This is a genomic window from Janibacter cremeus, assembly GCF_013409205.1.
Lineage (GTDB): Bacteria > Actinomycetota > Actinomycetes > Actinomycetales > Dermatophilaceae > Janibacter > Janibacter cremeus.
Map to the genome: position 1 here is coordinate 1,156,288 of NZ_JACCAE010000001.1, position 24,938 is coordinate 1,181,225.

Annotated in this window: 26 protein-coding genes and 2 pseudogenes; 8 read left to right on the forward strand and 20 right to left on the reverse strand. The window is 69.4% G+C overall.

The features are described from left to right. Positions 1-3: 3 nt before the first annotated feature. The 3 genes from BJY20_RS05405 to BJY20_RS05415 are packed head-to-tail and all read right to left on the reverse strand — an operon-like array spanning position 4 to position 3,097. Positions 4-1,524, reverse strand: a complete 1,521-nt coding sequence (locus tag BJY20_RS05405) for a class I adenylate-forming enzyme family protein (RefSeq protein WP_185990583.1) — start codon at positions 1,522-1,524, stop codon at positions 4-6. Further along, complete coding sequence (locus BJY20_RS05410; RefSeq protein WP_246297110.1) at positions 1,524-2,336, reverse strand: SDR family oxidoreductase; 813 nt, start codon at positions 2,334-2,336, stop codon at positions 1,524-1,526. Before BJY20_RS05410 ends, BJY20_RS05405 begins: the two co-directional genes overlap by 1 nt. After that, on the reverse strand, positions 2,336-3,097 hold the full coding sequence (locus BJY20_RS05415; RefSeq protein ID WP_185990584.1) for an SDR family oxidoreductase: 762 nt from the start codon (positions 3,095-3,097) through the stop codon (positions 2,336-2,338). The genes BJY20_RS05410 and BJY20_RS05415 overlap by 1 nt, the downstream gene beginning before the upstream one ends. Before the next feature lie 106 nt (positions 3,098-3,203). Here BJY20_RS05415 and BJY20_RS05420 point away from each other — a divergent pair, with 106 nt between their 5' ends. After that, positions 3,204-3,674 carry a MaoC family dehydratase gene (locus tag BJY20_RS05420; RefSeq protein ID WP_185990585.1) on the forward strand — a complete coding sequence of 157 codons (471 nt, stop codon included), beginning with the start codon at positions 3,204-3,206 and terminating at the stop codon, positions 3,672-3,674. A gap of 88 nt (positions 3,675-3,762) precedes the next feature. Here BJY20_RS05420 and BJY20_RS05425 read toward each other — a convergent pair whose 3' ends face one another. The 4 genes from BJY20_RS05425 to BJY20_RS05440 form a co-directional block, all read right to left on the reverse strand. Next, positions 3,763-3,915 (reverse strand): hypothetical protein, encoded by a 153-nt coding sequence (locus tag BJY20_RS05425; protein ID WP_185990586.1) that lies wholly within the window; start codon positions 3,913-3,915, stop codon positions 3,763-3,765. A gap of 82 nt (positions 3,916-3,997) precedes the next feature. Continuing rightward, on the reverse strand, positions 3,998-4,270 hold the full coding sequence (locus BJY20_RS05430; RefSeq protein WP_185990587.1) for a thioesterase family protein: 273 nt from the start codon (positions 4,268-4,270) through the stop codon (positions 3,998-4,000). After that, on the reverse strand, positions 4,267-5,220 hold the full coding sequence (locus BJY20_RS05435; protein WP_185990588.1) for an NADPH:quinone oxidoreductase family protein: 954 nt from the start codon (positions 5,218-5,220) through the stop codon (positions 4,267-4,269). The genes BJY20_RS05430 and BJY20_RS05435 overlap by 4 nt, the downstream gene beginning before the upstream one ends. 64 nt (positions 5,221-5,284) lie before the next feature. Next, positions 5,285-6,286, reverse strand: a complete 1,002-nt coding sequence (locus BJY20_RS05440; RefSeq protein ID WP_185990589.1) for an NADP-dependent oxidoreductase — start codon at positions 6,284-6,286, stop codon at positions 5,285-5,287. Between the two features lie 141 nt (positions 6,287-6,427). Between BJY20_RS05440 and BJY20_RS05445 the strand changes: the two genes are divergently transcribed. Then, positions 6,428-7,213 carry an SDR family oxidoreductase gene (locus BJY20_RS05445; RefSeq protein WP_185990590.1) on the forward strand — a complete coding sequence of 262 codons (786 nt, stop codon included), beginning with the start codon at positions 6,428-6,430 and terminating at the stop codon, positions 7,211-7,213. A 76-nt stretch (positions 7,214-7,289) separates the two neighbouring features. Here the strand turns inward: BJY20_RS05445 and BJY20_RS05450 are convergent, their stop codons facing one another. The 3 genes from BJY20_RS05450 to BJY20_RS05460 form a co-directional block, all read right to left on the reverse strand. Continuing rightward, positions 7,290-8,309, reverse strand: coding sequence for a DDE-type integrase/transposase/recombinase (locus tag BJY20_RS05450; RefSeq protein WP_185990591.1), 1,020 nt, complete (start codon positions 8,307-8,309; stop codon positions 7,290-7,292). A gap of 56 nt (positions 8,310-8,365) precedes the next feature. Continuing rightward, positions 8,366-8,791, reverse strand: coding sequence for a hypothetical protein (locus BJY20_RS05455; protein ID WP_185990592.1), 426 nt, complete (start codon positions 8,789-8,791; stop codon positions 8,366-8,368). Positions 8,792-8,895: 104 nt separating this feature from the next. Next, positions 8,896-9,576: a TetR/AcrR family transcriptional regulator gene (locus BJY20_RS05460; protein ID WP_246297111.1), complete on the reverse strand. Its 681-nt coding sequence runs from the start codon at positions 9,574-9,576 to the stop codon at positions 8,896-8,898. A gap of 243 nt (positions 9,577-9,819) precedes the next feature. On the opposite strand from BJY20_RS05460, the gene BJY20_RS16610 reads away from it, so the two are divergent. From BJY20_RS16610 to BJY20_RS05475, 3 genes and pseudogenes are all read left to right on the forward strand, one after another. Continuing rightward, positions 9,820-10,155 (forward strand): helix-turn-helix domain-containing protein, encoded by a 336-nt coding sequence (locus BJY20_RS16610; RefSeq protein WP_185990594.1) that lies wholly within the window; start codon positions 9,820-9,822, stop codon positions 10,153-10,155. 23 nt (positions 10,156-10,178) lie between these two features. Then, positions 10,179-10,568, forward strand: a complete 390-nt coding sequence (locus tag BJY20_RS16615; RefSeq protein WP_425484175.1) for a transposase — start codon at positions 10,179-10,181, stop codon at positions 10,566-10,568. Positions 10,569-10,778: 210 nt separating this feature from the next. Further along, a pseudogene (locus tag BJY20_RS05475) lies at positions 10,779-12,063 on the forward strand (IS256 family transposase). Positions 12,064-12,114: 51 nt separating this feature from the next. Here BJY20_RS05475 and BJY20_RS05480 read toward each other — a convergent pair. From BJY20_RS05480 to BJY20_RS05495, 4 genes and pseudogenes are all read right to left on the reverse strand, one after another. Further along, positions 12,115-13,091: pseudogene (locus tag BJY20_RS05480) on the reverse strand (IS481 family transposase). Positions 13,092-13,206: 115 nt separating this feature from the next. Then, the gene (locus BJY20_RS05485) at positions 13,207-14,250 is read right to left on the reverse strand and encodes a phosphotransferase family protein (protein WP_221935251.1); all 1,044 of its coding nucleotides are present in this window, start codon (positions 14,248-14,250) and stop codon (positions 13,207-13,209) included. Between the two features lie 24 nt (positions 14,251-14,274). Then, positions 14,275-15,498, reverse strand: a complete 1,224-nt coding sequence (locus BJY20_RS05490) for an acyl-CoA dehydrogenase family protein (RefSeq protein ID WP_185990595.1) — start codon at positions 15,496-15,498, stop codon at positions 14,275-14,277. A gap of 58 nt (positions 15,499-15,556) precedes the next feature. Next, the gene (locus BJY20_RS05495; RefSeq protein WP_185990596.1) at positions 15,557-16,240 is read right to left on the reverse strand and encodes an HAD family hydrolase; all 684 of its coding nucleotides are present in this window, start codon (positions 16,238-16,240) and stop codon (positions 15,557-15,559) included. A gap of 82 nt (positions 16,241-16,322) precedes the next feature. Between BJY20_RS05495 and BJY20_RS05500 the strand changes: the two genes are divergently transcribed. The 3 genes from BJY20_RS05500 to BJY20_RS05510 are packed head-to-tail and all read left to right on the forward strand — an operon-like array spanning position 16,323 to position 19,139. After that, positions 16,323-17,654, forward strand: a complete 1,332-nt coding sequence (locus BJY20_RS05500; protein ID WP_343062786.1) for an MFS transporter — start codon at positions 16,323-16,325, stop codon at positions 17,652-17,654. A 44-nt stretch (positions 17,655-17,698) separates the two neighbouring features. Beyond that, positions 17,699-18,508: an enoyl-CoA hydratase-related protein gene (locus BJY20_RS05505; RefSeq protein WP_185990598.1), complete on the forward strand. Its 810-nt coding sequence runs from the start codon at positions 17,699-17,701 to the stop codon at positions 18,506-18,508. A gap of 31 nt (positions 18,509-18,539) precedes the next feature. After that, positions 18,540-19,139: a dienelactone hydrolase family protein gene (locus BJY20_RS05510; RefSeq protein ID WP_185990599.1), complete on the forward strand. Its 600-nt coding sequence runs from the start codon at positions 18,540-18,542 to the stop codon at positions 19,137-19,139. Positions 19,140-19,146: 7 nt separating this feature from the next. Here the strand turns inward: BJY20_RS05510 and BJY20_RS16280 are convergent, their stop codons facing one another. The 6 genes from BJY20_RS16280 to BJY20_RS05535 form a co-directional block, all read right to left on the reverse strand. Beyond that, the gene (locus tag BJY20_RS16280; RefSeq protein WP_343062787.1) at positions 19,147-19,698 is read right to left on the reverse strand and encodes a phosphotriesterase family protein; all 552 of its coding nucleotides are present in this window, start codon (positions 19,696-19,698) and stop codon (positions 19,147-19,149) included. A 19-nt stretch (positions 19,699-19,717) separates the two neighbouring features. Continuing rightward, on the reverse strand, positions 19,718-20,110 hold the full coding sequence (locus BJY20_RS16285) for a phosphotriesterase family protein (RefSeq protein ID WP_281366021.1): 393 nt from the start codon (positions 20,108-20,110) through the stop codon (positions 19,718-19,720). Between the two features lie 143 nt (positions 20,111-20,253). Beyond that, positions 20,254-21,186, reverse strand: a complete 933-nt coding sequence (locus BJY20_RS05520; protein WP_185990600.1) for an SRPBCC family protein — start codon at positions 21,184-21,186, stop codon at positions 20,254-20,256. A gap of 3 nt (positions 21,187-21,189) precedes the next feature. Continuing rightward, complete coding sequence (locus BJY20_RS05525; protein ID WP_185990601.1) at positions 21,190-22,044, reverse strand: FAD binding domain-containing protein; 855 nt, start codon at positions 22,042-22,044, stop codon at positions 21,190-21,192. Then, entirely contained in the window at positions 22,041-24,449 is a 2,409-nt protein-coding gene (locus tag BJY20_RS05530; RefSeq protein WP_185990602.1) for a xanthine dehydrogenase family protein molybdopterin-binding subunit, read from the reverse strand. Before BJY20_RS05530 ends, BJY20_RS05525 begins: the two co-directional genes overlap by 4 nt. Continuing rightward, positions 24,446-24,913, reverse strand: coding sequence for a (2Fe-2S)-binding protein (locus tag BJY20_RS05535; protein ID WP_185990603.1), 468 nt, complete (start codon positions 24,911-24,913; stop codon positions 24,446-24,448). Before BJY20_RS05535 ends, BJY20_RS05530 begins: the two co-directional genes overlap by 4 nt. Positions 24,914-24,938: the final 25 nt, after the last annotated feature.

Consider the following 24,938-nt stretch of genomic DNA (forward strand, 5'->3'; position numbering starts at 1 on the left):
CGGTCAGTGGGTGGAAGTGACTCGCGGCGGGCGGTCACCGGCGGTCGAGATGGACTCCCGGTCGAGCCCTCGCTTGAGGATCTTCCCGGTCGGGCCCTTGGGCAGTTCGTCGATGAGCTGGTAGACGCGGGGGACCTTGTAGGCCGCGAGGCGCTCCTCGAGCCAGGCTCGCAGCTCTGCCGGGTCGATGTCGGCCCCCGGCTGCGGCGAGACCACCGCAGCGATCTCCTCGCCGAGCCGGTTGTCGGGTACGCCGATGACGGCCACCTCCCGGATGTCGGGATGCCCGTAGAACACCTCCTCGACCTCACGCGGGTAGACGTTGTACCCGCCGCGGATGACCAGGTCCTTCTTCCGGTCGACGATCCACAGGTCACCGTCCTCATCCATCCGCCCGATGTCACCGGTGAGGAACCACTCCCCCTCGCGCACCGCTGCGGTGGCCTCGGGGCGGTTCCAGTACTCACGCATGACGAAGGGCCCGCTGATCGCGACCTCACCGGCGAGGCCGGGTTGGAGCGGCTGCCGGTCCTCGTCGAGGATCGCGAGCCGGCCGCCGGGAAGGGCCCGACCGACGCTCATCTCCTTGCGCGGGTTCGCAAGGCTGTTGAAGGTCGCGGCCCCGGTGGTCTCGCTGAGCCCGTACCCGTCCAGGACCACTGCGCCGAACCGGTCCTTGAATGCCTTGGCCACCTCCAGCGGGAGCGCGGCACCGCCGGAGCAGGCCAGACGCAGGTGCGCCAGGTCTGCCGCCGTCAGGTCGGTCTGCGCGTGCAGCATGGCGTTCCACATCGTCGGCACGCCGGCGATCCCGGTGAGCTGCTGGTCAGCGGCCATCTGCAGCAGGCCGGCCGCGTCGAAGGGGTGTTGCAGGCTGAGGCAGCCACCGGCCGCGTAGGCGGTGAACATCACCGCGGCCTGGCCGAACACGTGGAACAGCGGCAGCGCCGTCCCCATGGAGTCGTCGGGACTGAGGTCGAGCGCCTCGTTGAGTGCGACGCCGCAGGAGACCAGGTTCTCATGGGTCAGGACCGCCCCCTTGGGCGCGCCCGTCGTCCCCGAGGTGTAGAGCAGCACGGCCGCATCGCGAGCGGCGACCTCGGCCGGCTGCCCGTCGCCCGATGTCGCGATCGCCCCGGGGTGGAGGGTCCACAGGTCCATCCCGCAGTCCGTAGCGGTGGCCCGAACCGCTGCCTCGCCCTCGTGCCACCCCAGCGCGGTGGAGCACCCGGCGTCCTCGACGAAGTGAGTCAGCTCGCGCGCGGTGCACAGTGGGTTGACGGTGACCGCCGTGGCACCCAACGCCAGGATCGCGTGATAGGCTAGGACGAATTCGGCGCTTGTGGGCATCACGACCAGGACGCGGTCCCCCGGGGCGATCCCGCGCCCGTGCAGTTGCTCCATCGCGCCCTGCACGCCGGAGCGCAGCTCGGCGTACGTCCACGAGCGTTCACCCTCGCGCAGGGCGGGGGCGTCGGGTGCCTGCTCGGCCCGGTCCCAGACTAGGCGGACCGCGTTGTCCATCAGGAGTTCTCCTTCAGCTGTCGCTGGTATCGCTGCATTCCGCGGATCCACCGGTCGTGGTCGTCGACCTTGCGCCGGAGGAACTCATGGACACCGGTGTGCGGCGTGATGAGGAAGGTGCCCTCCTCGACGGCCCGGAGCACCTGCTCGGCCACGTCATGGGGAGCGAGCACCTCGCCGGCGCCGGTCACCGCCGCGGCGGCTACCTTCCCCCCTTCGCCACCCGCCGAGGTCATCCCGGAGCGGAGCATGTCGGTGTCGACCCCCATCGGGCACAAGCAGCTGACGCCGACCCCCTCGTCGCCGTACGACACCGCGAGCCACTCGGCGAAGCCCACGGCGCCGTGCTTGGAGACCGAATAGGTGGCCGAGCCGATCTGCGTGAGCAGCCCGGCGGCCGAGGCGGTGGAGACGAAGTAGCCACTCCCGCGCTCGACCCATCCCGGCACGAGCCGGCGGGCCGCGCGCACGTGCGCCATGAGGTTGACGTCGAGGGCGAGCTGCCACTGGTCGTCGTCGGCCGCCAGGCCGGAGCCATCGCCGACACCGGCGTTGGCGAAGAAGAGGTCGACCGGGCCGAAGTGCTCCTCCGCGGCCGCGACCATCGCGGCGATCACCTCGTCGCTCGCGGCGTCGCCTGCCACGGCGACGGCCCCGAGCCGCTCGGCCGTCGCCGTCAGGCGCTCCTCGTCGAGGTCGGAGACCACCACGTGGGCACCGCCGTCAATCAGTGCCTGCGCAAGCGCGGCGCCGATGCCTCCCGCGGCACCGGTGACGACGGCGACCGCGTCCTTGACCTGCATGCCCGCCATCAGTCGCACGGCCCGCCGGCCACGTAGAGGACCTGACCGGTGGTGAAGCCGGCCCCCTCGCTGGCGAAGAAGGAGACCGCGTGGGCGATGTCCTCGGGCTTGCCGGTCCGCGCCACCGCGGCCTGCTCGGAGGCCATCTTCTTCAGGTCGTCGAAGCCGACCCCGATCCGGGCGGCGGTCTCCTCGGTCATCTCGGTCTCGATGAAACCGGGGGCGATCGCGTTGGCGGTGACACCGAACTTCCCGAGCTCGATGGCCAGCGTCTTGGTGAAGCCCTGCATCCCGGCCTTGGCCGCCGAGTAGTTGACCTGTCCGCGGTTGCCCTGGGCGGACGTGGAGGACAGGTTGACCACACGGCCGAACTTCTCCTGGGTCATGTACGCCTGGCAGGCCTTGGTCATCAGGAAGGCGCCCCGCAGGTGCACGGCCATGACGGCGTCCCAGTCGGCCACGTCCATCTTGAAGATGAGGTTGTCGCGGATGATCCCGGCGTTGTTGACCAGCACCGTCGGGGCCCCCAGCTCCTCGGCGACACGACGCACGGCCGCCTCCACCTGCTCCGGATCCGAGACGTCCGCACCGACGGCCAGGGCGCGACCACCGGCGGCCGTGATCTCCTCGGCGAGGGGCACGCAGGCCGACTCGTCGAGGTCGAGCACGGCGACGGCCATCCCGTCGGAGGCGAGGCGCCGGGCGACACCGGCTCCGATCCCGCGTGCGGCGCCGGTGATGACGGCGACACGCTGCTGGTTCGTGGTCATGGAGAACTCCTTCGGTCTCGGCTCGGCGAACACCGCAACCATACTTGAACCCGGCTTCATGTTCAATTAGGTTCGAGGCATCACTTCACGACCACAGGAGATCGCCATGACCCAGACGACCCCGCACCGCCCGACCTCGGTCGAGGACCTCACGGACCTCCTCGAGGTCGAGCTCGGCCCGACCGAGTGGCACCTCGTCGACCAGGCGAAGATCGACGGCTTCGCCGACCTCACCGGGGACCACCAGTGGATCCACGTCGACCCGGAGAAGGCCGCGCAGAGCCCCTTCGGGTCGACCATCGCGCACGGCCTGTACAGCCTGTCGCGCACACCGGCCTTCCTCGAGGAGCTGATGGCCTTCGACGGCTTCGCGCACAGCCTCAACTACGGATACGACCGCGTGCGCTTCATCCACCCACTGCCGGTCGGCTCACGCATCCGGCTGCGCGCCCGTCTGACCAAGGTGGAGGAGACCAAGCCGGGCCAGGTCAACGTCGTCACCGAGCTGACCGTCGAGGCCGAGGGCATCGACAAGCCGATCCTCGTGGCGGAGTCGATCGGCCGGTTCAGCAGCTGACCGGTCGGCAACGCACGACTCGGGCCCCACGACCGCGCCGGTCGTGGGGCCCGAGCTCTCGTGACGGCGCGCCACGGCGGTGGGGCCGTCAGGGTCGTGCGCGCACACCCATGCTGCCGTTGAGCGGCACCTGCCAGGCCAGGCCGGCATGGGCGGACAACTCCTGGTCGATGCGTGCGGCGAGGTCGTCGGGGATGCTGCGCGCCCGCCGGGTCGTCAGGTCGACGTGGGCCTCGAGCACCTCGAGCGTGTTGGGCGACCCGACCGGTGGTGTGGTTGACGAGCACGGACACCGCGTGGAGGACCTTGTCGGCGCGCTCCAGTCACCGCAGGTGGGCCGAGACCTCCTGACCGATGCGCACCTCGTCGAAGAAGCGCAGATGGTGCTCCACGCTGAACACCCCGCACCCGCGGGAGGCGCGGTAGTCGTCGTCGACGCCGAGCCGGGCCAACTCGTCGTCGGCTGCACGACTGTGGAAGCCGTAGAAGTGCAGGACGTTGACGTGCCCGTTCTCGTCCTCCCACTCCGGTCCGGCCACGGTGCGACGGGCCGCAGGGATCTGGGTGACCTCGCGCAGGGTGGGCAGTGCGCTCATGGCACCAGCACGACCTTGCCGGTGACCGTGCGCCCCTCGAGGGACTTCAGCGCGGTGGCTGCGTCCTCGAGCGCGTGGGTGGCTCCGACGACGGGGCGCAGGGCACCGCTGCGCAGGTGCGGCAGCATCGCCTCCCACTCCTTGCGCACGTGGCCCTGACGGTTCATCGCGAAAGCCCCCCACCCGACCCCGACGACCGCGATGTTGTTCAGCAGCAGCCGGTTGACCTTGACCGTGGGGATCTCGCCGGCGGTGAAGCCGATGACGAGCAGCCGGCCGTGCTCCTTCAGCGAGCGCAACGAGTCGGTGAACCGGTCCCCACCCACCGGGTCCACGACGATGTCGACGCAGGCCTTGCCTATCGTCTCGAGGAAGCCGTCGGCCAGGACGACCTCGTCGGCGCCCGCGGCCCGGGCGACCTCCCCCTTCGCCTCGGTGGAGACCACCCCGATGACGCGCTCGGCACCGAAGGCCTTGGCCATCTGGATGGCCGCGGTCCCGATGCCACCGGCCGCGCCGTGGACGAGCACGCTCTCGCCCTCGGCCAGCCCACCGCGCTCGAGCAGCGCGAAGTAGACGGTCGCGTAGTTGAAGGTGAAGGACGCCGCCTCCTCGAAGGAGACCCCGTCCGGCAGGGGGAAGGTCAGGTCCGGCTTCGCCTGGACCTTCTCCGCGAAGCCCCCGAGCAGCGTCAGCGCGGCCACCCGGTCACCCGGCGAGAAGCCGCTCCCCTCGGGAGCGCTCTCGACCACACCGGCGGCCTCGGCCCCGGGGACGAAGGGGAGGTCGGGCTTCATCTGGTACAGGCCCCGGGTCTGGAGCAGCTCGGGGAAGGCGACGCCGGCGGCCTTCACCTCGATCGTCACCAGGGAGTCGTCGGACGGCTCCGGGGCGTCGACGAGCTCGATGGCGTCGGGACCCTCGAGGGTGGAGATGTGGATGGCGCGCATGGTGGTTCCCTTCGTTGGCTGAGGTGCGAGGAGCTCTGCGACGAGCCTCGAAGCCGAGTTGTGGTCAGACCTTCAGGAGCAGTTTGCCGGTGTTGACCCCGTCGAAGAGGCCGAGCAGGGCGTCCGGGAAGCCGGCGACGCCCCCCTCGAGCACCGTCTCGGTGGCGACGAGGCGGTCCTGCTGGATCAGCCGGGAGATCGCCGCGATGCCCTCGGGGTAGCGGTCGAGGTAGTCCATGACGAGGAAGCCCTGCATCCTCGCGCGGAAGACGAGCAGGGCCATGTACCGCCGCGGCCCCTCGGCCAGAGTCTCGTCGTTGTAGGTCGAGATGGCGCCGCAGATCGCGATCCGGGCACCACGGGCGAGGCTGGCCAGGGCGGCGTCGAGCAGCTCACCGCCCACGTTGTCGAAGTACACGTCCACCCCGTCGGGCGCGGCCCGGCGCACCTGGCGCAGCAGGTCGCCCTCCTTGCGGTCGATGACCTCGTCCAGCCCGAGCTCGCGCAACCAGGCGACCTTGTCGGGCCCGCCGGCGACGCCGATGACGCGGCACCCCTTCGCCTTGGCCAGCTGGGCGACGACGCTGCCGACCGCACCGGCTGCGGCCGAGACGAGCACGGTCTCCCCCGGCTGCGCGCGGCCGACGTCCTCGAGACCGAAGTAGGCCGTCATCCCGGGCATACCGAGCGCACCGAGCCAGGTGGCCATCGGGGCGACGCCGAGGTCGAGCTTCGTCACGCCCTCCCCATCGGAGAGCGCGTGCTCACGCACGCCGAAGGTCCCGCTGACCGCATCACCGACCGCGAAGTCCTCGTTCTGGGAGGCGACGACCTCGCCGGCGGCGAAGGCGCGCATGACCTCGCCGATACCGACGGGCGGGATGTAGGAGCGCGCGTCGTTGAGCCAGCCACGCATCGCCGGGTCGAGCGAGACGAGCTCGACGCGCACGACGAACTCACCCGGCCCGGGCTCGGGGACCTCGGCCGTGGCCAGCTGCCACGTGCTCGCATCCGGTCGACCCTGCGGCCGCTGGGCCAGACGTACTTCCTGCGACGACCAGCTCATGGAAACTCCTGCCGATGATGTGGTGGATGGTCGCCGTCACCATCCCACAACATGAATCCCACCTCAAGTAAGTCTTGAACCTGAATTCAAGTATCGATACGGTCGAGACCGACGCACCCCTTCCGACCCAAGGAACTGCACATGGACATCCCCTCCCTCTTCTCCCTCGACGGACGTGTCGCGCTCGTCACCGGCGGCTCCCGCGGCATCGGCCGCATGATCACCGAGGGCCTGCTCAGCCAGGGCGCCCGCGTCTACATCACCGCCCGCAAGGCCGAGGCGTGCGAGGCCACCGCAACCGAGCTGTCGGAGCAGTTCGGGCAGGGCCGCTGCGTGGCGCTCCCGGTCGACGTCTCGACCACCGGCGGCATCACCACGCTGCTCGACGCCTTCCGCGCACAGGAGGACCACCTCGACATCCTCGTCAACAACGCCGGCGCAGCCTGGGCGGCGTCGTTCGACGATTTCCCGGAGGACGGCTGGGACAAGGTCATGGACCTCAACGTCAAGACCCCCTTCTTCCTCACCCAGGCCGCCAAGGGACTCCTCCTGGCCGGCCACGAGCGAGGCGGGAACCCCGCCAAGGTGATCAACATCGGCTCCATCGACGGGCTCTCCCTCAACCCGCTGGAGACGTACTCCTACCACGCGAGCAAGGCGGGCATCATCCACCTCACCAAGCGGATGGGCGTGCAGCTGGCCCCGGAGGGGATCGTCGTCAGCGCCATCGCCCCCGGCGCGTTCGCCTCGAACATGAACAAGGACGCCCGCGACAACTCCGACGAGGTCAGCGCCCAGATCCCCTCCCGTCGCATCGGCCGCCCGCAGGACATGGCTGCCGCGGCCGTCTACCTCGCCTCCGCCGCCGGGGACTACGTCGTCGGCACCACCCTGACCGTCGACGGCGGGGTCACCATCGCCCGGTGAGCCCACCCCCTTCGCCCGGCTCTGCATGACAAACCCCGGCTTCGCAGGAGTTGGAGACTCTTGCGAACGGAACCTGTCAACCTGTTTGGAGTCGGTCGTCGCTGATTTCGTGGTTGATGGCCACGTGGGCCATGGGGGTCTTGATGACCGGTGGTTTGGTGAAGCGTTCGGGGTGAGCGGTGTGCAGTGCCGCCATCGTGGTTACGCGTTGGTGATGGACTTCGGTCCAGGTGCCGGCGTGGACGCTGGCGGGGGTGTGTCCTTCCAGTCCTGAGTGGTAGTGCTCGTGGTTGTACCAGGTCACGAAGTCCTCGACCCAGGTGCGGGACTGCTCGATCGAGGTGAAGTAGGCCGGGTAGGTCGGGGCGTATTTGGCGGTCTTGAACGCTGACTCGCTGTAGGGGTTGTCATTCGATACCCGGGGCCGGTTGCGAGAGACTTCCACGCCGAGCTCGCTGAAGAGCCCGGTGAGGGTCTTGGACTTCATCGACGATCCGCCATCGGAGTGCACCACATGCGGGTAAGCGCTGGCCCGGGCGAACGCGTCTTGGAACATCTCCTTGGCCAGGTCGTCGTCCTCGTGGGTTTCCAGGCGCCAGGCGGTGATCATCCGGGAGAAGACGTCGATGACCACGTACAGCTCGTAGGTCACGCCCCGATAGGGGCCCTTGAGCTTGGTGATGTCCCAGGACCACACCTGCAGCGGTGCGCTGGCTACCAGCGAAGGGATCGCACTGGAACGATGCCGGGCGCGACGACGCACGGGAGGAGCCTCTTCCATGCCGCGGGCGATGCGATACCAGCTCGACAGGCAGGCGACCGGGTCGCCGGAATCCAGCGCGCTGTAGAACCCGTGGTAGACCGAGCGCCCGTTCGCGAATGCGACGGACAGCTTTCCCTCGATCGCGGCCCGTTCCGGCGGGGAGAGCCATGAGGCGGCTCGACGCTGGGTGTGCGGGACCGGGTCAGCCACCCCTTGGCGCGGATGGGCGCGGTAGTACCAACTCGAGCGGGACATGCCTGCTAGTGAAAGCGCGGCACGCTGGGACAGGCCCGCAACGGTCAACGCGGTGACCAGCCAGACCGTCACGTCCACGACCGTGGCGGCGGCTGCCAGATCCGGGTCCAAGCCTTGCTGTGAACCAGTGGCTCCTACTGCTGCTGGTCGGCGGGGGCCCGCTGGGTCGAGTTCTTGCCCTCGCCGTCGGGACGCAAGAACTCGATAGCTTTTCCCAGCGCGTTGATCGTGCGGCGTTGCACCGCCAGCTCGGCCTCCTTGCCCGCGACCTGCTGCTCGCGCTCGGCCCGCTCGGCCTCGAGTTGCTGCTGCAGCGCCTCGTTCTGCCGAATCAGCCGCGCTAGCGCTGCTGACTCCTCCACATTGACCACCGAACCTCCCCGGGGCACCAGATCCACCTCCAGCGTGTCGGCAAAGACCTGCGAACGCCAGCGACTCATCGAGTGCCACTTGATACCCCGATCCGTCAGGAACTTCCCCTTGCTGCCATGAGGCAGTCGCACATACGCGTACACAAGCTCACGCTTCTGCTCGGCCGTGAAGATCTTGCTCGCTGTCATCAGACACATCGCTCTCTTCCAAGAACGACTGACTCACACACAGGCTGGCACACAGGGGAAGCCGGGGTTTCTCGGGTGGCCCGATCATCGTGGGTCCGGTGGGATCAGTCGGCCCGCAGCTCCGGGGTGGTCAGTCCGAGCGCATTGGTCCACAGACGGGTGGCCGTCTCGACGAGGTCGTCGACCGGGACGTCCACGCTGGCGTTGTAGGCATCCTGGGCCAATCGCGAGACCATGCCGGAGAGGGCCATCGCCGCCATCGTCGCATCGACACCACGATCGGCCAGCCCCCGCTGCTGCAGCTCGGAGATGGCCCGGGCGTTGCGCGAGACGAAGGCGCTGGCGCGGGCCTGTCGCATCGTCCGGAAGCGGGTGTCGACCGCAGCCACCTGCAGGAGCAGCTGATTGAGCCGAGCATTGCGCCGGTACGCCTCGAAGTAGGAGCGGTTGCTCGCCCCGATGATCGCCACCGGGTCATCCGATGTCTCGATGCGTCCCGTCCCGGGGTGGAGCATCTCGCTCTGGGCCTCGTGGAGCACCGCGGCAAAGACCTCGTCCTTGCTGTCGAACCACGTGTAGAAGCTGCCGATCGAGCACTTCGCCTCGGCCGCGATGTCGACGAGGCGCGAGTCGACGTACCCGTCCCGCTCGAAGACCGTCCGGGCTGCCGCGATCAACGCGTCACGGGTGCGCTTGCCGCGCGCGGTCTGGGGTTGCGTCCCGAGCTTCGCGGCGTCGACGAGGTCCGGGGTCTCGGTGGTAACGGTTGTGCTCTCGCTCGGCATGGTGGACATTCTAGCTGTGCTGTACTCGACCGAGAGGTTGGTGACACTCCGGTTGAGTCGTTGATGTAGGGGAGGACTCCCGGGTGCGGTGGGTGATGTCTGAGTCGCCTACCGACCGGAGGTCCTCGTGTCTCACCGTAGTGCCTGCCTGAACGTGCGTGGCCGTCAACTGCTCATCGAGCGGGTCTGCGAGCAAGACTGGGCCGTGGCCCACGCTGCCAAGTCTCAAGGCATCTCCCGGCAGTGCGCCACCGGTGGATCAACCGGTTCCGTCAAGAGGGCCACGACGGCTTGTGGGGGCGTTCCTCGCGTCCGCACCACTGCCCGCGCCAGATTCGGGTGGAGGTCGAGGAAGCGATCGTGGCCACACGCCGGCGGGAGCGTCGTGGTCAGGACTGGATCGGTTCACAGCTCGAGGTGCCCGCCCGCACCGTCGCTCGGGTCCCACGACGTCATGGCGTGCCCTACCGCGCAAACTCGCCGCTGAACTCGTTGCCGAGGTCCGACACCTCGACCGACGCATTGCGGCAGCGGACACCGAGATCACCCAGGCCGTCCAAGACAGCCAGACCACACTGACCGAAAGGCGAGAGATCGACACGCTGACAGCGGCCAAGTTCCTGGCCCGCGTCGGAGACATCCACCGGTTTCGATCCGCCGCGGCGTTCGCCTCCTACACCGGCACCGCACCCATCGAGGTGTCATCCGGAAACGTCGTGGGTCACCGTCCCTCACGCGCCGGGGACCGGCAACTCAACTGCTGCCTGCACACCATGGCCATCACCCAGATCCGACACGATGCACCCGGCCGGGCCTACTACCAGCGAAAACGGACCGCCGGGAAGAGCCACAAAAAAGCGCTGCGATGCCTGAAACGACGACTGTCCGACGCTGTCTATCGACGCCTATTCCTCGACGCAAACAGCCAAACCCAAGCGGCGGGTCCAGGAGGACACCAGGGGGCGGCTCTCAACTCCAGCGCGGCCGGCTAAACCCCTACCACCGGCCTTCGGACAAGTCACTTCCCAAACCCGCCATGACCGACCCTGCAACCGGACCACTCGAGACGACTTGACACAGAGAGGTGGGACTGTCCGGATAACGGTGTAACCGGCGGGACTGTCCGGATAACGGTGTAACCGGCCCGACACGCCGACGTAGGTCGGCGGGAAGGGGTCGTGATGACCGAGAACCTTGCGGGCATGAGCTCGCTGAAGAAGACCGTGCAGAAGTCCCAAACAGCCCAGGCTGAGCAGGCCGCGGTGCGTGAGCTGGTCAAGGCCGCCCGTGCTCGTGGTGAGGACCTGACGGGGCCAGAGGGGCTGTTGAAGACGTTGACCAAGACCGTCCTGGAGACCGGTCTCGATGAGGAGATGAACGATCACCTCGGGTACGACAAGCACGCCGTCGAAGGTCGTGGGAGTGGCAATTCCCGCAACGGCACCCGCACGAAGACGGTGACCACCGACAACGTCGGAGCCGTCGACATCGAGGTCCCCCGTGACCGCGAGGGCAGCTTCGAGCCGAAGACCGTCCGCAAGCGGCAACGCCGCTTGGGCGATGTGGACACGGTCGTGCTCTCGTTGTACGCCAAGGGCCTGACCACGGGAGAGATCAGCGCCCACTTCGCCGAGGTCTACGGCGCTTCGGTGTCCAAGGATCGGGTCAGTGTGATCACCGACCGGGTGCTCGAGGACATGCAGGCGTGGTGCGCCCGGCCGCTGCTGCCGGTGTACGCCGCGATCTTTATCGACGCGATCCATGTCAAGGTCCGTGACGGGCAGGTCGGTAACCGGCCGTTCTACGCCGCGATCGGCGTCGACCTGCAGGGTCGACGAGACGTGCTCGGGCTGTGGGCCGGTACCGCCGGGCACGGCGAGAGCGCCAAGTTCTGGATGAGCGTGCTCACCGAGATCAAGAACCGCGGCGTGGGCGATGTGTTCTTCATCGTCTGCGACGCCCCTGTTGGGCCTGCCGGACGCGGTCAACCAGGTCTTCCCACTGGCTACGGTCCAGACCTGCATCATCCACCTCATCCGAGGCACGTTCCGGTACGCCTCGAAGAAGTACTGGGACCACATCGCCCGCGACCTGCGCCCGATCTACACGGCGCCCTCACCGCAGGCCGCGTGGGCCGCGTTCGAGGAGTTCGAGGAGAAATGGGCCAAGGCCTACCCGGCGATATCCCGACTGTGGCGCGACGCGTGGGAGCAGTTCATCCCGTTCCTGGATTATGACGTCGAGATCCGCCGAGTGCTCTGTTCGACTAACGCGATCGAGTCTTTGAACGCGCGCTACCGGCGGGCGGTGAACGCCAAGGGTCACTTCCCGACCGAACAGGCAGCGCTCAAGACGCTGTATTTGGTCACGAGGTCACTGGACCCCAGGGGCACCGGGCAGGCACGCTGGGTCACCCGGTGGAAGCCAGCCCTGAACGCCTTCGCCGTCACCTTCGCCGACCGCATGCCGGCCGCGGAGAACCTCTAACAAGAAGATGCCGGTTACACCGTTCACCGGACACACCCAGAGAGGTGCCGTCTAGGTGTTCTGCCCACTCAGGTTGGGTACGCGGTCGGCGGGTGAGGAGCCCTTGAGTGCGGTGTGGCCGCGGTGATGATTGTAGTGATGGAGGAACTCGGGGAAGGCTGCGACGCGCTCGGCCTCGCTGCCGTAGGCGTGGGCGTAGGCCCACTCCTCGAGCATGGTGCGGTTGAACCGTTCGACCTTGCCGTTGGTCTGCGGCCGGTAGGGGCGGGTGAACTTGTGTTTGACGTCCTCGCCGAGGGCCTCGTTGAAGGCGCGTGAGCGGTAGCAGGACCCGTTGTCGGTCAGCACCCGTGTCACAGTGATCCCGCCGCGGCGAAGTAGGCGTTCGCGCGGGCCCAGAAGGCCGAGGCGGTCTCCTGGCGCTCATCGGGCAGCAGCTCGCTGTAGGCCAGGCGGGAGTGGTCGTCGACGGCGTTGTGGATGTGCCAGTAGCCCGGGCGGGTGGCCCCGGAGTTGCGCTTGCCTCGCTGACGTCCGTGCACCTTGTGTCCCCCACCGTCGGGGATGCGCCCGAGCTTCTTGATGTCGACGTGGACCAAGTCCCCGGGGGCCTCGTGCTCGTAGTGGCGGACCTTGCGCCTTTGCGCCCGTACGGGCGCGCCGGTGGCCGGGTCGGTCCACGACAGGCGCAGGCACTGGTACCGGGTGAGGATCTTGTGCACGGTCGAGGGGGGCATGCCCAGGTGGTAGGCGATCCGGGCCGGTCCCCACCGGCGCTTCACCCGCAGGCCGACCACCCGTCGCTCGCGATGCCGGGACGTGCGGTGCGGACAGGTAGCTGGCCGGCTGGAGCGCTCGACCATGCCGGCACGGCCTTGGGCGCGGTACCGCTCGGCCCACCGTCTGGCCGTGGTCACCGAGACGCTGAACCGCTCGGCCGCCCGTCGCAGCGGCCAGCCGTCCTCGACGACGCACCGGGCCAATCGCAGGCGACCGGTAGGAGACAACGGGGCGTTAGCGTGGGGCATTGAAGACCTCCGGGTTGAGGAGCGGTTCCTTGACAGCTCCACACCTCACCCGGAGGTCGTCCTCATGTCACGTCGACACCCTGGACTGTGTGCCTAACCTCCGTGGTCAGTACATCTAGCCCCCGTCCACCACCCGATGCCCGCAGACGACGATCTCGTCGACCGCCGAGGCCGGGATGGCACCCACTGCGGTCAGGTTGCGCGGGTCGTCCTGCTGCCGCCGGCGCACGCCCTCGAGGATGATCGCCAGCTTCCACAGACCGAGCGCGTGCCAGAAGGGCACTGCCGAGACGTCGCGACCGGTGACGCTCGCGTAGTGCTCGACGAGCTCCGAGCGAGTGGCGAATCCGGCGACCATGGAGGCGTCGAAGCGCATCGACGGCGGATCCCCCGGCTGCGGCCAGTAGGCCAGCAGGGTACCGAGGTCGGCGAGCGGGTCCCCGAGCGTGCACAGCTCCCAGTCGAGGATGGCGCGGACGGTGGCCGCCCGCGGGTCGATGATGACATTGCGCAGGTGGCTGTCGCCGTGGACCAGGGCGATCTCGCCCGGTCCGGGGTCGAGCGCTCTCAGCCGCTCGGTCAGCCGCTCCAGCTCGGGCAGCTCATGGGTCTTCGACAGGTCCCACTGGCGCGACCACCGGCGCAGCTGCCGGGCGCCGTAGGGCTTGTGGCTGGCCAGGTCCGTCAGGCCGACCTCCTCGAGGTCGACCTGATGGATGTGCCCGAGGGTCTCCACGAGGGAGAAGCCGACCCGGTGACGGGCGTCGGGGGAGAGCATCTCGGCGTCGGCGCGCTCGTCGAGGACCGCGCCGTCGACGAAGGAGACGACGAGCACGGGTACGTCCGTGACGGCCGGGTCCTCGCACAGCCCGTGCACGACCGGCAGTGGGACGTCGCCCCCCTGCAGCGCCGAGAGGATCCGGTGCTCCCGCGCCACGTCGTGCGCGGAGGCGAGCAGCTCACCCAGGGGCGGACGACGCAGGACGAGCCGCTCCCCCTTCGCGTCCGTCGCGAGATAGGTGAGGTTGGACTGGCCCAGACCCACCTTGGCGAAGGTCAGGGGCGGCTCGATGCCGATCCCCAGATCCTTCAGCCAGGTCGACATGGCCTGCGGGTCCAGTCCCTCGGTCACGTCGTTGCCGTCGCTCGCATCCTGCATCGCGTCTCCTTCGTCCCGACCGTTCTACTTCTTCTTGCCCCATTCGGGGCTGCGCCGCCGGTACTCGCGACGGGCGATGGTCATCTTGTGCACCTCGTCGGGCCCGTCCGCGAGACGCAGCGTACGCATGTGTGCGTACCACATGGCCAGCGGGAAGTCATCGCTGACGCCGCCTCCGCCGTGCACCTGGATGGCCCGGTCGATCACCTTCAGTGCGACATTGGGAGCGGCGACCTTGATCGCCGCGATCTCCGTGCGGGCCACCTTGTTGCCGACCGTGTCCATCATGTGCGCGGCCTTGAGGGTGAGCAGCCGGGCCATCTCGATCTCGATGCGCGACTCGGCCACCCAGTCCATGATGTTGGCACGGTTGGCGATCGGCTCACCAAAGGCCGTGCGGCTCTGCGCCCGGTCGATCATCAGGTCAAGGGCCCGCTCGGCGACGCCGATGGCGCGCATGCAGTGGTGGATGCGCCCCGGCCCGAGGCGGGCCTGGCTGATCATGAAGCCGTCCCCCTCACCGGCGAGGAGGGCATCGACCGGCACGCGCACGTCGGTGAAGGTCACCTCGGCGTGGCCCTCGCGGTCCATGTAGCCGAAGACCGGCAGACCACGCTCGATCGTCACGCCCGGGGTGTCGATCGGCACGACCATCATCGACTGCTGTCGGTGGGTCGGGGCGTCCGGGTCGGTCTTGCCCATGACGATCATGACCTTGCAGTTCTTGTGCAGAGCGTTGGACGTCCACCACTTGCGACCGTTGATGACGTACTCGTCCCCGTCGCGGACCATCCGGGTCTCGACGTTCGTCGCGTCCGAGCTGGCGACGGCCGGCTCGGTCATGGCGAAGGCGGAGGCCATCTCACCCGCGAGGAGCGGCTTGAGGTACTTCTCCTTGTGCTCGTCGGTCCCGAAGAGGGTGAGCACCTCCATGTTGCCGGTGTCGGGGGCGTTGCAGTTGATCGCCTCGGGGGCGATCTCGATGCTGCGGCCGGTGATCTCGGCCAGGTGCGCGTACTCGAGATTGGTCAGGCCCGGGCCCCACTCCGGGTGCGGGTGGAAGAGGTTCCACAGACCCTGGCTGCGTGCCTGCGCCTTCAGGTCCTCGAGGACCTGCGGGTGGTGGTTGGGGTCGCCGGCCGCAGCCATCTGCTCCCGGTAGACCGACTCGGCCGGGTAGACGTGCTCGTCCATGAAGGCGAGCATCTTGTCGTGGTACTCCTGACCACGCTCACTGAGATCGAACATCTGAACCGTCCTTGGTTGGCTTTGCTGATGTGGCTTGGCTGGGTGGGGGGGCACTGGGTCACGGGGTGGCGGTCGTCGTGGCGGGGAGGTCGAGCAGCTCGCGGACGCGGTCCGCGGTCTCGCCCGCCTGCCGGTGGTGGATCCCGACGATGCCCAGACGTGCCGCGCCGACGAGGTTGTGCTCGAGGTCGTCGACGAGGACGCACTGCTCCGGCGGGACACCGAGCTGCTCGCAGGCCATGGCGTAGATGCGCCGCGAGGGCTTGCGCACGCCCACCCGGCCGGAGATCACGGTGACGTCGAAGAGCTCGTCGAGGTCGACCCGGGCATAGCAGTTACGTCCCAGGGAGTTGGACACGAGCGCCACGGGGACGCCCTGTCGGCGCACCTCGCGGACCAGCTCGACCATCGGCTCGTCCAGCCGCATGCGCGCCTCGATGCGCGCCAGCAACCCACGAGCCTCCATCCGGCCACCGGACTCGGCGAGCGCCTGCGCGAAGGCATCCTCGAAGCCCTCGTCGTCGAGGCGGCCCTCCTCGTGCTCGCGGAGCGCCGTGCGGGCACCCTCGTGACCGGCGAGCAGGGACAGCGCCTCACCCGCCGCCAGTCCGGCCTCGGCGCTCAGCGCACCGAAGGCGTCGGAGATCGGGGTGGTGAGCACGCCACCGAAGTCGATGAGCAGAGCCGACAGCGGGGCGCCCGCGCCCACTTCCGGCGCCTCGGGCGATGATGGTGAGCTCATGCGGCTCTCCTCCTCGAGCAAGAACGTGTTGAGGAATGTATACTTGAACTCTGATTCATATTCAAGTCCGAATCGAGGCCCCGTGGCAGAACTGACGTCCAGCCGGACCGAGGTGCGTGGCGTCGTGGCCACGGGCCTGGCGGTCCTGTTCGGCGTGACCGGCCTGGGCAGCGCAGCGGTCGCCGTCGCCCTGCCGACCATCGCGACAGATCTCGACGTCACCACGGGTCGGGCCGCGCTCGTCGTCAGCTGCTACTCCCTCGCCCTGGCGGTCGGCAGCGCGGTCTTCGGCCGGCTCGGCGACATCTTCGGCATCCGGGCGCCCCTGGCGCTCGGGCTGGCGATCATGGTGGCCGCCGCCTGCGCCGGCGCGCTCGCCCCGAACCTGCCGGCGCTCATCACCGCCCGCGCCCTGCAGGGGCTCGGCGCCGCGGCCGTCCCGGCCCTGACGCTGGCGGCCGTGCAGGCCGTCTTCGAGGGCGACTCACGAGCGCGGGCGATGGCCACGTACGCCGGCGTCGGGGCCACCGTCAACGCCCTCGGCCCGGTCATCGGTGCCATGCTCGTCGAACCGCTCGGGTGGCGTCCCGTGGTGGCCATCCCCCTCGCTGCTCTCCTCGTGATGCCGCTGCTGTGGGGTGATCTGCCGACCCGGCGCCAGACCGGCGCCACCCTCGACGCGCCCGGTGCCGCGCTCATCGCTGTCGCGGCCACGGGGGCCGTCATCGCCCTGCAGTGGGCCACCCTGGGGCCCCTCCCGGCCGTCATCGGGCTCCTCGCCCTGGCCACCGCTGCCCCAGTTGCGGTCCTGCGCTCACGTCGGCATCCGGACGGCATCGTGCAAGCTGCGCTCATCGGGGACTCCGGCGCCCGCAAGAGCCTTCTGACGGCCGTGAGCCTGCCATCGGCGTGGTTCGGGATGCTCGTGGCCATCCCGACGGCGCTGACCACCCACGGGTGGACCGGCGTGCAGATCGGCCTGCTGCTCATCCCGTGTGCGGCTCTGGGCATCGTGGCCCCCCGCGTCAACGGGCCGGCACTCGTGCGCCTCGGCCCCGCCCGCAGCCAGCTCCTCGCGACCCTGGGCACCGCCCTCGCACTCAGCCTGGCCACGTGCGGCGTGGCCCTGGTCTCCGGTCCCCTGCTCGTCCTCGCGACGCTCGCGCTGATGCTGTCCTTCGGCCTCGGGCAGCCCGCCATGACGGCACTCGTCGCCGACTCCGTCCCGGTCCACACCAGGGGTGGCGCCCTCGGTCTGCTCACCCTCGTCTTCCTCATGGGGGGCAGCCTCGGGGCAGCGACCGTCGGCGGGCTCAGTGCCCAGATCGGCCTGGCACGCGCCATGCTGACGCTCGTCGTCCTTCCCCTCGCGGCAGCCGTCGCCTTCATCCCGTCCGTGCTCACCCGCCGCTGACCCACTGTGTCCACCCACCCCCTTCCACACCCGAGGAGCTCCCCATGACCGACACCGACCACGTCCTGCACGACCTCACCGACGGGGTGGCGACCATCACCCTCAACCGACCGGACCGCCGCAACGCCATGTCCGAGCCGATGATCGAGCGGCTCGGTGAGCTGCTGCAGGAGAGTGCCGACGACTCCCGGGTCCGGGCGCTCGTCCTCACCGGCGCCGGGCGTGCCTTCTGCGCCGGTGGGGACGTCCAGCAGTTCGATGCCGATGGCGGCGAAGGGGGCGGCGCCAGCGAGGTGGATCCCGCGGCGGTGGCCGAGCAGGTCCACCACCAGGAGCTGACCGTCGGTCGGATCCACACCTTCCCCAAGCCGGTCCTCGCCTCGCTCCCGGGCGCTGCCGCGGGCGCCGGTCTGGGTCTGGCCCTCGCCGCGGACCTGCGCATCGGCACACCGCGCTGCGTCATGGCCACGGCCTTCGCCACCGTCGCGCTGTCCGGGGACTTCGGCGTGGCGTGGTTCCTCCACCAGCTCGTCGGACCGGCCCGGGCCCGCGAACTGCTCCTGCTCAACCCGCGCCTGGACGGTCAGGCCTGCCTCGATCTCGGGCTGCTCAACGAGATGGCGCCCGAGGAGGAGCTCGCGGAGCGCACCCACGAGATGGCTCGACGGCTGGCGGACGGGCCTGCCCTGGCGCTGGCGCACATCAAGCAGAACCTGCGCGAGGTGCCGTTCCAGACCCTGTCCGAGGCGATGCGTGCGGAGGTCCCTCGGCACAAGGAGTGCGGCCTGACCGAGGACCACGTCGAGGCCGCCAGCGCCTTCGTCGAGAAGCGAACACCGGTCTTCGCCCGCTGACGGCGTCGCGGCCCGGCCCTAGGGTGGCGAGATGGCCCACGTCCTGCTCTTCCCGTCCATCCTCGGTGTCCGTCAGGGAATCACCGATCTCGCCAACACCCTGACCGACGCCGGCCACGACGTCACGACCGTCGACCCGTACGACGGTCAGACCTTCGACGACTACCCCAGCGGCATGGCCCGCACCAAGGAGATCGGCGAGGAGACCCTGCAGGTCCGCGGCCTCGAGGTGGCGAAGGGGGTCGGCGCCCCCTTCGTCGCCGTCGGCTTCTCCGTCGGTGCAGCGATCGCCCAGTGGGTGGCCGCCCAGTGTCCCGACACCGCCCGGGCGGTCGTCATGGTCGGCGGCGGCATCCCGATGCACCATCTGGGGGCGACGTGGCCCGCCGGCGTCGCCGGCGAGGTCCACGTGACCGCCGGCGACCCCTTCCACGAGGAGGACCGGCAGTTCGACGCCATGATCGACGAGCAGCTCCAGGAGGACGTCGAGCGGGCCGGGGGCGAGTTCGCCTACGTGGAGTACCAGGGCGAGGGGCACCTCTTCAGCGACCCCTCCCTCGGCGAGTACCAGCCTGAGGAGGCGCGGATCTTCACCCGTCGGGTCGTGGAGCTCGTCGACTCGTTGGGCTGAGCCGGCACTACCGCTCGAAGTACGCTCTCGGGTTGCTCACGAGCATCGTCTCGATGTCCTGCTCGCTGGCACCGCCCTCGAGCAGGCCGGGGATGACGTCCTCACTGATGTGGCGGAAGTTCCACCGGGGCACGGCCTGCCGCTTGGCCTCGGGGTCGAACCAGTCGATGAAGCACGCGGCGTCGTGCGCGAGCACCATCTTCTCCGCGTATCCCCGCCGCAGCAGCTCCAGGACGGTCGCCACCCGGTCCTCGAAGGGCAGCAGCACGTCCAGGCCGAAGCGGTCCATGCCGAGATAGGAGCCGGCGTCGGCCACCTTCATCAGGTAGTCGAGATCCGTCGTGTCGCCGGAGTGGCCGATGACGACCTTCGACAGGTCGGCCCCCTCCTCCGCGAGCACGCGCTGGGCGACGAGGCCCGACCCGGTGTGCGGGTTGGTGTGGACCGTGATGGGAGCCCCGCTCGGTGCGCTCGCCTGGCCGACCGCGCGCATGGCCCGCTCGACGCCCGGGGTCAGGCCCTGCTCCTCGATGGCGCACTTGAGGAAACCGGCGCGCACACCGGTGCCTGCGATCCCCTCACGCAGGGTCCTTGAGGAAGAGCTCGGTGAGGGGCTCCGGCATGTCGAAGAGCAGTCCCGGACCGCTGTAGTGGAACTGGAATGGGATCTCGTTGTAGGTGTACAGGCCGGTCGCCACGACGATGTTGAGGTCGATCTGCTCGGCGACGCGCTGCACTCGTGGCAGGTAGCGCCCGAGCCCGAGGACGGTGGGGTCGAGGATGGTGTCGATGCCCAGGGACGGAAGCGCGCCCAGCTCCTCGACCGCCTCGGCGACCTTGGTGTCCTCGTCCCAGTCGTCCTGGTAGTTCTGCCGGTACTCCTCGCCGAGGACGAAGACGTGCTCGTGGGCCAGCACGCGGCCCAGGTCGGCGGAGTCGATGCTTCCGGTCACGGTCGGTACGGCCACCATGTCAAGCTCCTCTTCGAGTCGTGTCCTCGGAGACTAGAGACACCTGAACCCGGTTTCAAGAGCTACGGTGCGTCAACGGCCCGGGGCCATCCCTGGAGGACGGCCCCGAGCCGCGAGCGAGCACCTCGGCCAGTGTCCGGTGGTCAGGCCCCACCCTTGCGGCAGCAGCAGCGGGCCGCCGCCCGGCGACGACGCCGACCACGCCCGAGCAGCCACCCGAGCACGAGACCCGCGACCCCGACGGCCGCGTACGGGGCGTAGCTGCGCAGGATCGCCGGCATCACCGCGGCCCCGAGGTCGAGGGAATCGCTGGAGCCACCGCCGGACCTCGCGCCGGCGCTGCCGGTCGAGGCTCGGGACCCACTTCCGGACGCGGGCGCCGCCGCGCCCGTGGAAGCGGGTTGGGCGGGCGACGCCGACTCGGGAGGTCGGCCCGAGGATGCGGCAGCCCCCGTCACGGCCGCCGCGGGCATGGCTGCGGCGGCAGGGGCTGCGGCGACCCCGGAGTCGGTTCCGGAGTCCGAGCTCGTCGCAGGAGCCGCGCCGGCGCCTGCGTCGGCAGCGGACCCACCAGAGGGCGTGTCCGCCGATGCGGGCGTCTCCGCCGCCGGTGCTGCCGACTCCTGCGCGGCCGGGCCCGCCACCTTCGTCGCGAGGCAGTCGACGAACTGCCCGAGCAGCTTGTCGGAGACGTCCTGCATGACGCCCCGGCCGAACTGCGCGGGCTTGCCGGTGACGTTGAGGTCGGTCACGACGGTCACCGAGGTGTCCGAGCCGGACTCGGTCATGCTCATCGTCACCGTGGCCCCGGCCGTGCCGTTACCGCGCTTGTCCCTGCCCTTGGCCTCGATGACGGCCCGGTGGGCGCTGTCGTCCCGCTCGGCGAAGGCCCCGCTGCCCTTGTAGACCATGGCGATCGGCCCGAGCTTGACCTTGACCGTGCCCTCGAACGAGTCACCGTCCGCGGACGTCAGGGTGGCTCCGGGGAAGCACTCCGCGACCCCTTCGATGTCCATCATCGTGGCCCAGGCGGTGTCGATGGGCGCGCTGACGGTGAACTGGTGCTCCAGATCCATGGTTCACGCTCCTGCTGCAGCGAGGACGGCGCGGCGCGTCAGGACGCCCGCCAGATGCTGCCGGTAGTCGGCTCCGCCATTGAGGTCGGAGGGTGGGTCGGTGCCCTCGGCCGCCTTCGCCGCCGCCTCGCGGACGGCGTCGGCAGTGGGAGCCTGCCCGATCAGGGCCTGCTCCACGGATCGGGCGCGAAGGGGGGTGGCCCCCATGTTGGTCAGCGCCACCCGGGCATCGGCGATGCTGCCGCCCTCGACCTTGAGGGTGGCAGCCACCGCGACGATCGACCACTGGTGCACCAGGCGGACGAACTTCTCGTAATGGGCTCCCCACCCGGTGTGCTTGGGGATGCGGATCTGGGTGAGCAGCTCGTCCTCCCCCACGGCGCTGGTGAAGAGCCCGACGAAGAAGTCCTCCGCCGGGATGGTGCGCGAGCCGTTCGGGCCGACGACGACCATCTCGGCGTCGAGCGCCAGGGCGGGTGCGCCGACGTCCCCGGCGGGGTCGGCGTGTACGAGCGCACCGCCGAGGGTGCCGCGGTGGCGCACCTGCGGATCAGCCACCTCCGCGAGCGTCACCGACAGCAGCCGGGCATGCTCGCTGACGAGGGGGTTCTTGCGCACCTCGTCGTGGGTGGCCATGGCGCCGACCACGATGGCATCGCCATCATCGGTGATCTCCCGCAGCTGCGGGATGCGCCCCAGATCGATCACCGTCTCCGGGCTGTTCATCCGCAGCCGCAGGATCGGCAGCAGGCTCTGGCCACCGGCGAGGACCTTGGCGTCGTCGCCGTGTTCGGCGAGCGCTGCCAGAGCCTCCTCGACGGTCCGTGGTGCCACGTAGTCGAACTGGGAGGGGATCATCGGGCTGCTCCTTCAGAACCGTTGGCGTGGTCTTGGATCGCCCGCCACACCCTCTCGGGGGTGCATGGCATCGTGATGTCGTTGATGCCGAGGGGCCGCAACGCGTCGACGACGGCGTTGACGACCGCGGGGGTGGAGGCGATGGTGCCGGCCTCGCCGACACCCTTGACCCCCAAGGGGTTGTCCGTGGACGGGGTCACCGTCCGGTCGGTGTGGAAGGTGGGCAGGTCCGCCGCCGTGGGCAAGGTGTAGTCCACGAAGGAACCGGTGACGAGGTTGCCGTCGTCGTCGTAGACCGCCTCCTCGTACAACGCCTGGGCGATCCCCTGGGCGAGTCCGCCGTGCACCTGGCCGTCGATGAGCATCGGGTTGATCGGTGTCCCGATGTCGTCGACGCACGCGTAGGTGCGGATGGCGACGTGCCCGGTCTCGGTGTCCACCTCGACGGCGCACAGGTGGGTGCCGTGGGGGAAGGAGAAGTTGCCCGGGTCGTAGGTGGCCTCCGAGTTCAGCGTCGGCTCCATGCCCTCGGGCAGGTCGTGCGCGGAGAACACCGCGAAGGCGATGTCCCCGAAGGGCACCGACGAGCTCGGGGCGCCGGCGACGGAGAACTTCCCGTCGGCGTACTCGAGGTCGTCCTCGTTGGCCTCCATCATGTGCGCGGCGATCTTGCGTGCCTTCTCGATCACCTTGTCGACCGCCTGGACGACCGCGACACCACCGACCGTCAACGACCGGGACCCGTAGGTGTCCAGTCCCTTGGGTGAGCTCTGGGTGTCGCCGTGGATGATCTCGACGTCCTCGAAGGGCACCCCGAGCCGGTCGGCGACGATCTGGCTGAAGCCGGTGACGTGCCCCTGGCCGTGCGGGCTGATGCCGGTGACGACCTCGACCTTGCCGGTGGGCAGGACCCGAACTGATGCGCTCTCCCAGCCGCCTGCGGCGTAGTCGAGCGACCCGAGGACACGTGAGGGTGCCAGACCGCACATCTCGGTGAAGGTCGAGATGCCCAGCCCGAGCTGGACGGGGTCGTTGCTCTCGCGCCGTCGGGCCTGCTCTGCCTTCAGCTCCTCCCACCCCGCGAGCTCGAGGGCCTTCTCGGTCGCCGCCTCGTAGTTGCCGGAGTCGTAGGTGAGCCCCGCGACGGTGGTGAAGGGGAACTCCTCGTGCGTGATCCAGTTCTTGCGCCGCAGCTCGAGCGGGTCCATGTCCAGCTCGGCCGCGAGCTCGTCCATGATCCGCTCGATGCCGAAGGTGGCCTCGGGCCGGCCGGCGCCGCGGTAGGCGTCGGTGGGCACCTTGGTCGTGAAGACCCCGTCGCACCGGAAGCGGTAGGACGGGAACTTGTAGATGCCGGGGAACATGAAGGCCCCGAGCACCGGGACGCCCGGTGTGAGCAACCGCAGGTACGCACCCATGTCGGCGATGAGGTGGACGTCCAGACCGGTCACCTTCCCGTCCCGGGTGGCGGTGATGGTCAGGTCCTGGATCTGGCCGCGACCGTGGTGCGCGGCCGACATCGACTCCGAGCGCGACTCGGTGTACTTGGCCGGGCGGCCCAGCTCGCGGGCCACGAGGGTCGCGATGACCTCCTCCGGCGTGATGGTGATCTTGCCACCGAAACCACCTCCGACGTCGGGCGCGACGACCCGGACCTTGTGCTCGTCGATGCCCAGGGTCAGGCCGAGCATCGTGCGCAGGATGTGTGGGATCTGCGTGCTCGACCAGATCGTCACCGCCTCGTCGGCCGGTTGGACGACCACCGAGCGCGGCTCCATGAAGCCGGGGCTGAGGCGCTGCTGGATGAAGCGCCGCTTCACCGTCACCTCGGCGTCGCGGGCCGCGTCCTCGACGGACCCGCCGGAGCCGGCGGCCGCGGAGTCCAGCTCCCAGGAGTAGGACTTGTTGGTGCCAGCGGACTCGTGGACGAGGTCGGCACCGTCGGCGAGCGCGGCCTCGAGGTCGAGGACCGCCGGCAGGGGCTCGTAGTCGACGTCGATCTCCTCGAGCGCGTCGACCGCCTCGCCCTTGGTGCGGGCGGCGACGACGGCGACCGCGTCACCGGCGAAGTTGACCTGGTCGACGGCCAGGGACGGCGCCCCCGGGTTGACCATGTCGGGCGTGACCGGCCAGGCGCAGGGCAGGTCTCCCTGGACGTCGGCGAAGTCGCGACCCGACCACGCGCCGAGGACACCGGGCGCCGTGCGAGCGCCGCTGACGTCGATCGAGGCGATCTTCGCGTGGGCCATCGGGCTGCGCAGGATGGCCAGATGGACCATGCCCGGCAGGATCATGTTGTCCACCCAGGTGGTGCGTCCGGTGACGAGGTGGCGGTCCTCCTTACGCTTGCGCGAGACACCGATCTGCGAGGTCGTGCTGGTCGGCTTGTCGTCGACGGCGGTCATGACCGCTCACTCCCCGCGACCTGCTGCACGGCCCGCACGATGTTCTGGTACCCGGTGCACCGGCAGAGGTTGCCCTCCAGCCCCGTACGGATCTCCTCCTCGGTGGGGTCGGGGTTGTCCTTGAGCAGGTCGATGGAGGCCATGATCATCCCCGGCGTGCAGTAGCCGCACTGCAGCGAGTGGCAGTCGGTGAAGGCCTGCTGCATGGGGTGCAGCTCGCCGTCCTTCGCCAGGCCCTCGACGGTGTCGACGGCCTGGCCGTCGGCCTGGACGGCCAGCACGGTGCAGGACTTCACGCTCGACCCGTCGAGGTGCACGGTGCACGCGCCGCAGTTGCTCGTGTCGCACCCCACCACCGTCCCGGTCTTGCCGAGCTGCTCGCGCAGGTAGTGCACCAGCAGCGTGCGTGGTTCGACGTCGTCGGTGTACTCGACACCGTCGACTTGGACACTGATCCGGGTCATCGTTGACTCCTTCGTTGGTGTGCCG

Coding starts and splice junctions, on each gene's coding strand:
- BJY20_RS05495 (WP_185990596.1), bottom strand. CDS start 16,240: ATGAGCTCACCATCATCGCCCGAGGCGCCGGAAGTGGGCGCGGGCGCC.
- BJY20_RS05520 (WP_185990600.1), bottom strand. CDS start 21,186: ATGGATCTGGAGCACCAGTTCACCGTCAGCGCGCCCATCGACACCGCC.
- BJY20_RS05420 (WP_185990585.1), top strand. CDS start 3,204: ATGACCCAGACGACCCCGCACCGCCCGACCTCGGTCGAGGACCTCACG.
- BJY20_RS05455 (WP_185990592.1), bottom strand. CDS start 8,791: ATGACAGCGAGCAAGATCTTCACGGCCGAGCAGAAGCGTGAGCTTGTG.
- BJY20_RS05525 (WP_185990601.1), bottom strand. CDS start 22,044: ATGATCCCCTCCCAGTTCGACTACGTGGCACCACGGACCGTCGAGGAG.
- BJY20_RS05490 (WP_185990595.1), bottom strand. CDS start 15,498: ATGTTCGATCTCAGTGAGCGTGGTCAGGAGTACCACGACAAGATGCTC.
- BJY20_RS05430 (WP_185990587.1), bottom strand. CDS start 4,270: ATGAGCGCACTGCCCACCCTGCGCGAGGTCACCCAGATCCCTGCGGCC.
- BJY20_RS05505 (WP_185990598.1), top strand. CDS start 17,699: ATGACCGACACCGACCACGTCCTGCACGACCTCACCGACGGGGTGGCG.
- BJY20_RS05435 (WP_185990588.1), bottom strand. CDS start 5,220: ATGCGCGCCATCCACATCTCCACCCTCGAGGGTCCCGACGCCATCGAG.
- BJY20_RS05460 (WP_246297111.1), bottom strand. CDS start 9,576: ATGCCGAGCGAGAGCACAACCGTTACCACCGAGACCCCGGACCTCGTC.
- BJY20_RS05485 (WP_221935251.1), bottom strand. CDS start 14,250: ATGCAGGATGCGAGCGACGGCAACGACGTGACCGAGGGACTGGACCCG.
- BJY20_RS05535 (WP_185990603.1), bottom strand. CDS start 24,913: ATGACCCGGATCAGTGTCCAAGTCGACGGTGTCGAGTACACCGACGAC.
- BJY20_RS05405 (WP_185990583.1), bottom strand. CDS start 1,524: ATGGACAACGCGGTCCGCCTAGTCTGGGACCGGGCCGAGCAGGCACCC.
- BJY20_RS05440 (WP_185990589.1), bottom strand. CDS start 6,286: ATGAGCTGGTCGTCGCAGGAAGTACGTCTGGCCCAGCGGCCGCAGGGT.
- BJY20_RS05510 (WP_185990599.1), top strand. CDS start 18,540: ATGGCCCACGTCCTGCTCTTCCCGTCCATCCTCGGTGTCCGTCAGGGA.
- BJY20_RS05415 (WP_185990584.1), bottom strand. CDS start 3,097: ATGACCACGAACCAGCAGCGTGTCGCCGTCATCACCGGCGCCGCACGC.
- BJY20_RS05410 (WP_246297110.1), bottom strand. CDS start 2,336: ATGGCGGGCATGCAGGTCAAGGACGCGGTCGCCGTCGTCACCGGTGCC.
- BJY20_RS05445 (WP_185990590.1), top strand. CDS start 6,428: ATGGACATCCCCTCCCTCTTCTCCCTCGACGGACGTGTCGCGCTCGTC.
- BJY20_RS16285 (WP_281366021.1), bottom strand. CDS start 20,110: ATGGTGGCCGTACCGACCGTGACCGGAAGCATCGACTCCGCCGACCTG.
- BJY20_RS05530 (WP_185990602.1), bottom strand. CDS start 24,449: ATGACCGCCGTCGACGACAAGCCGACCAGCACGACCTCGCAGATCGGT.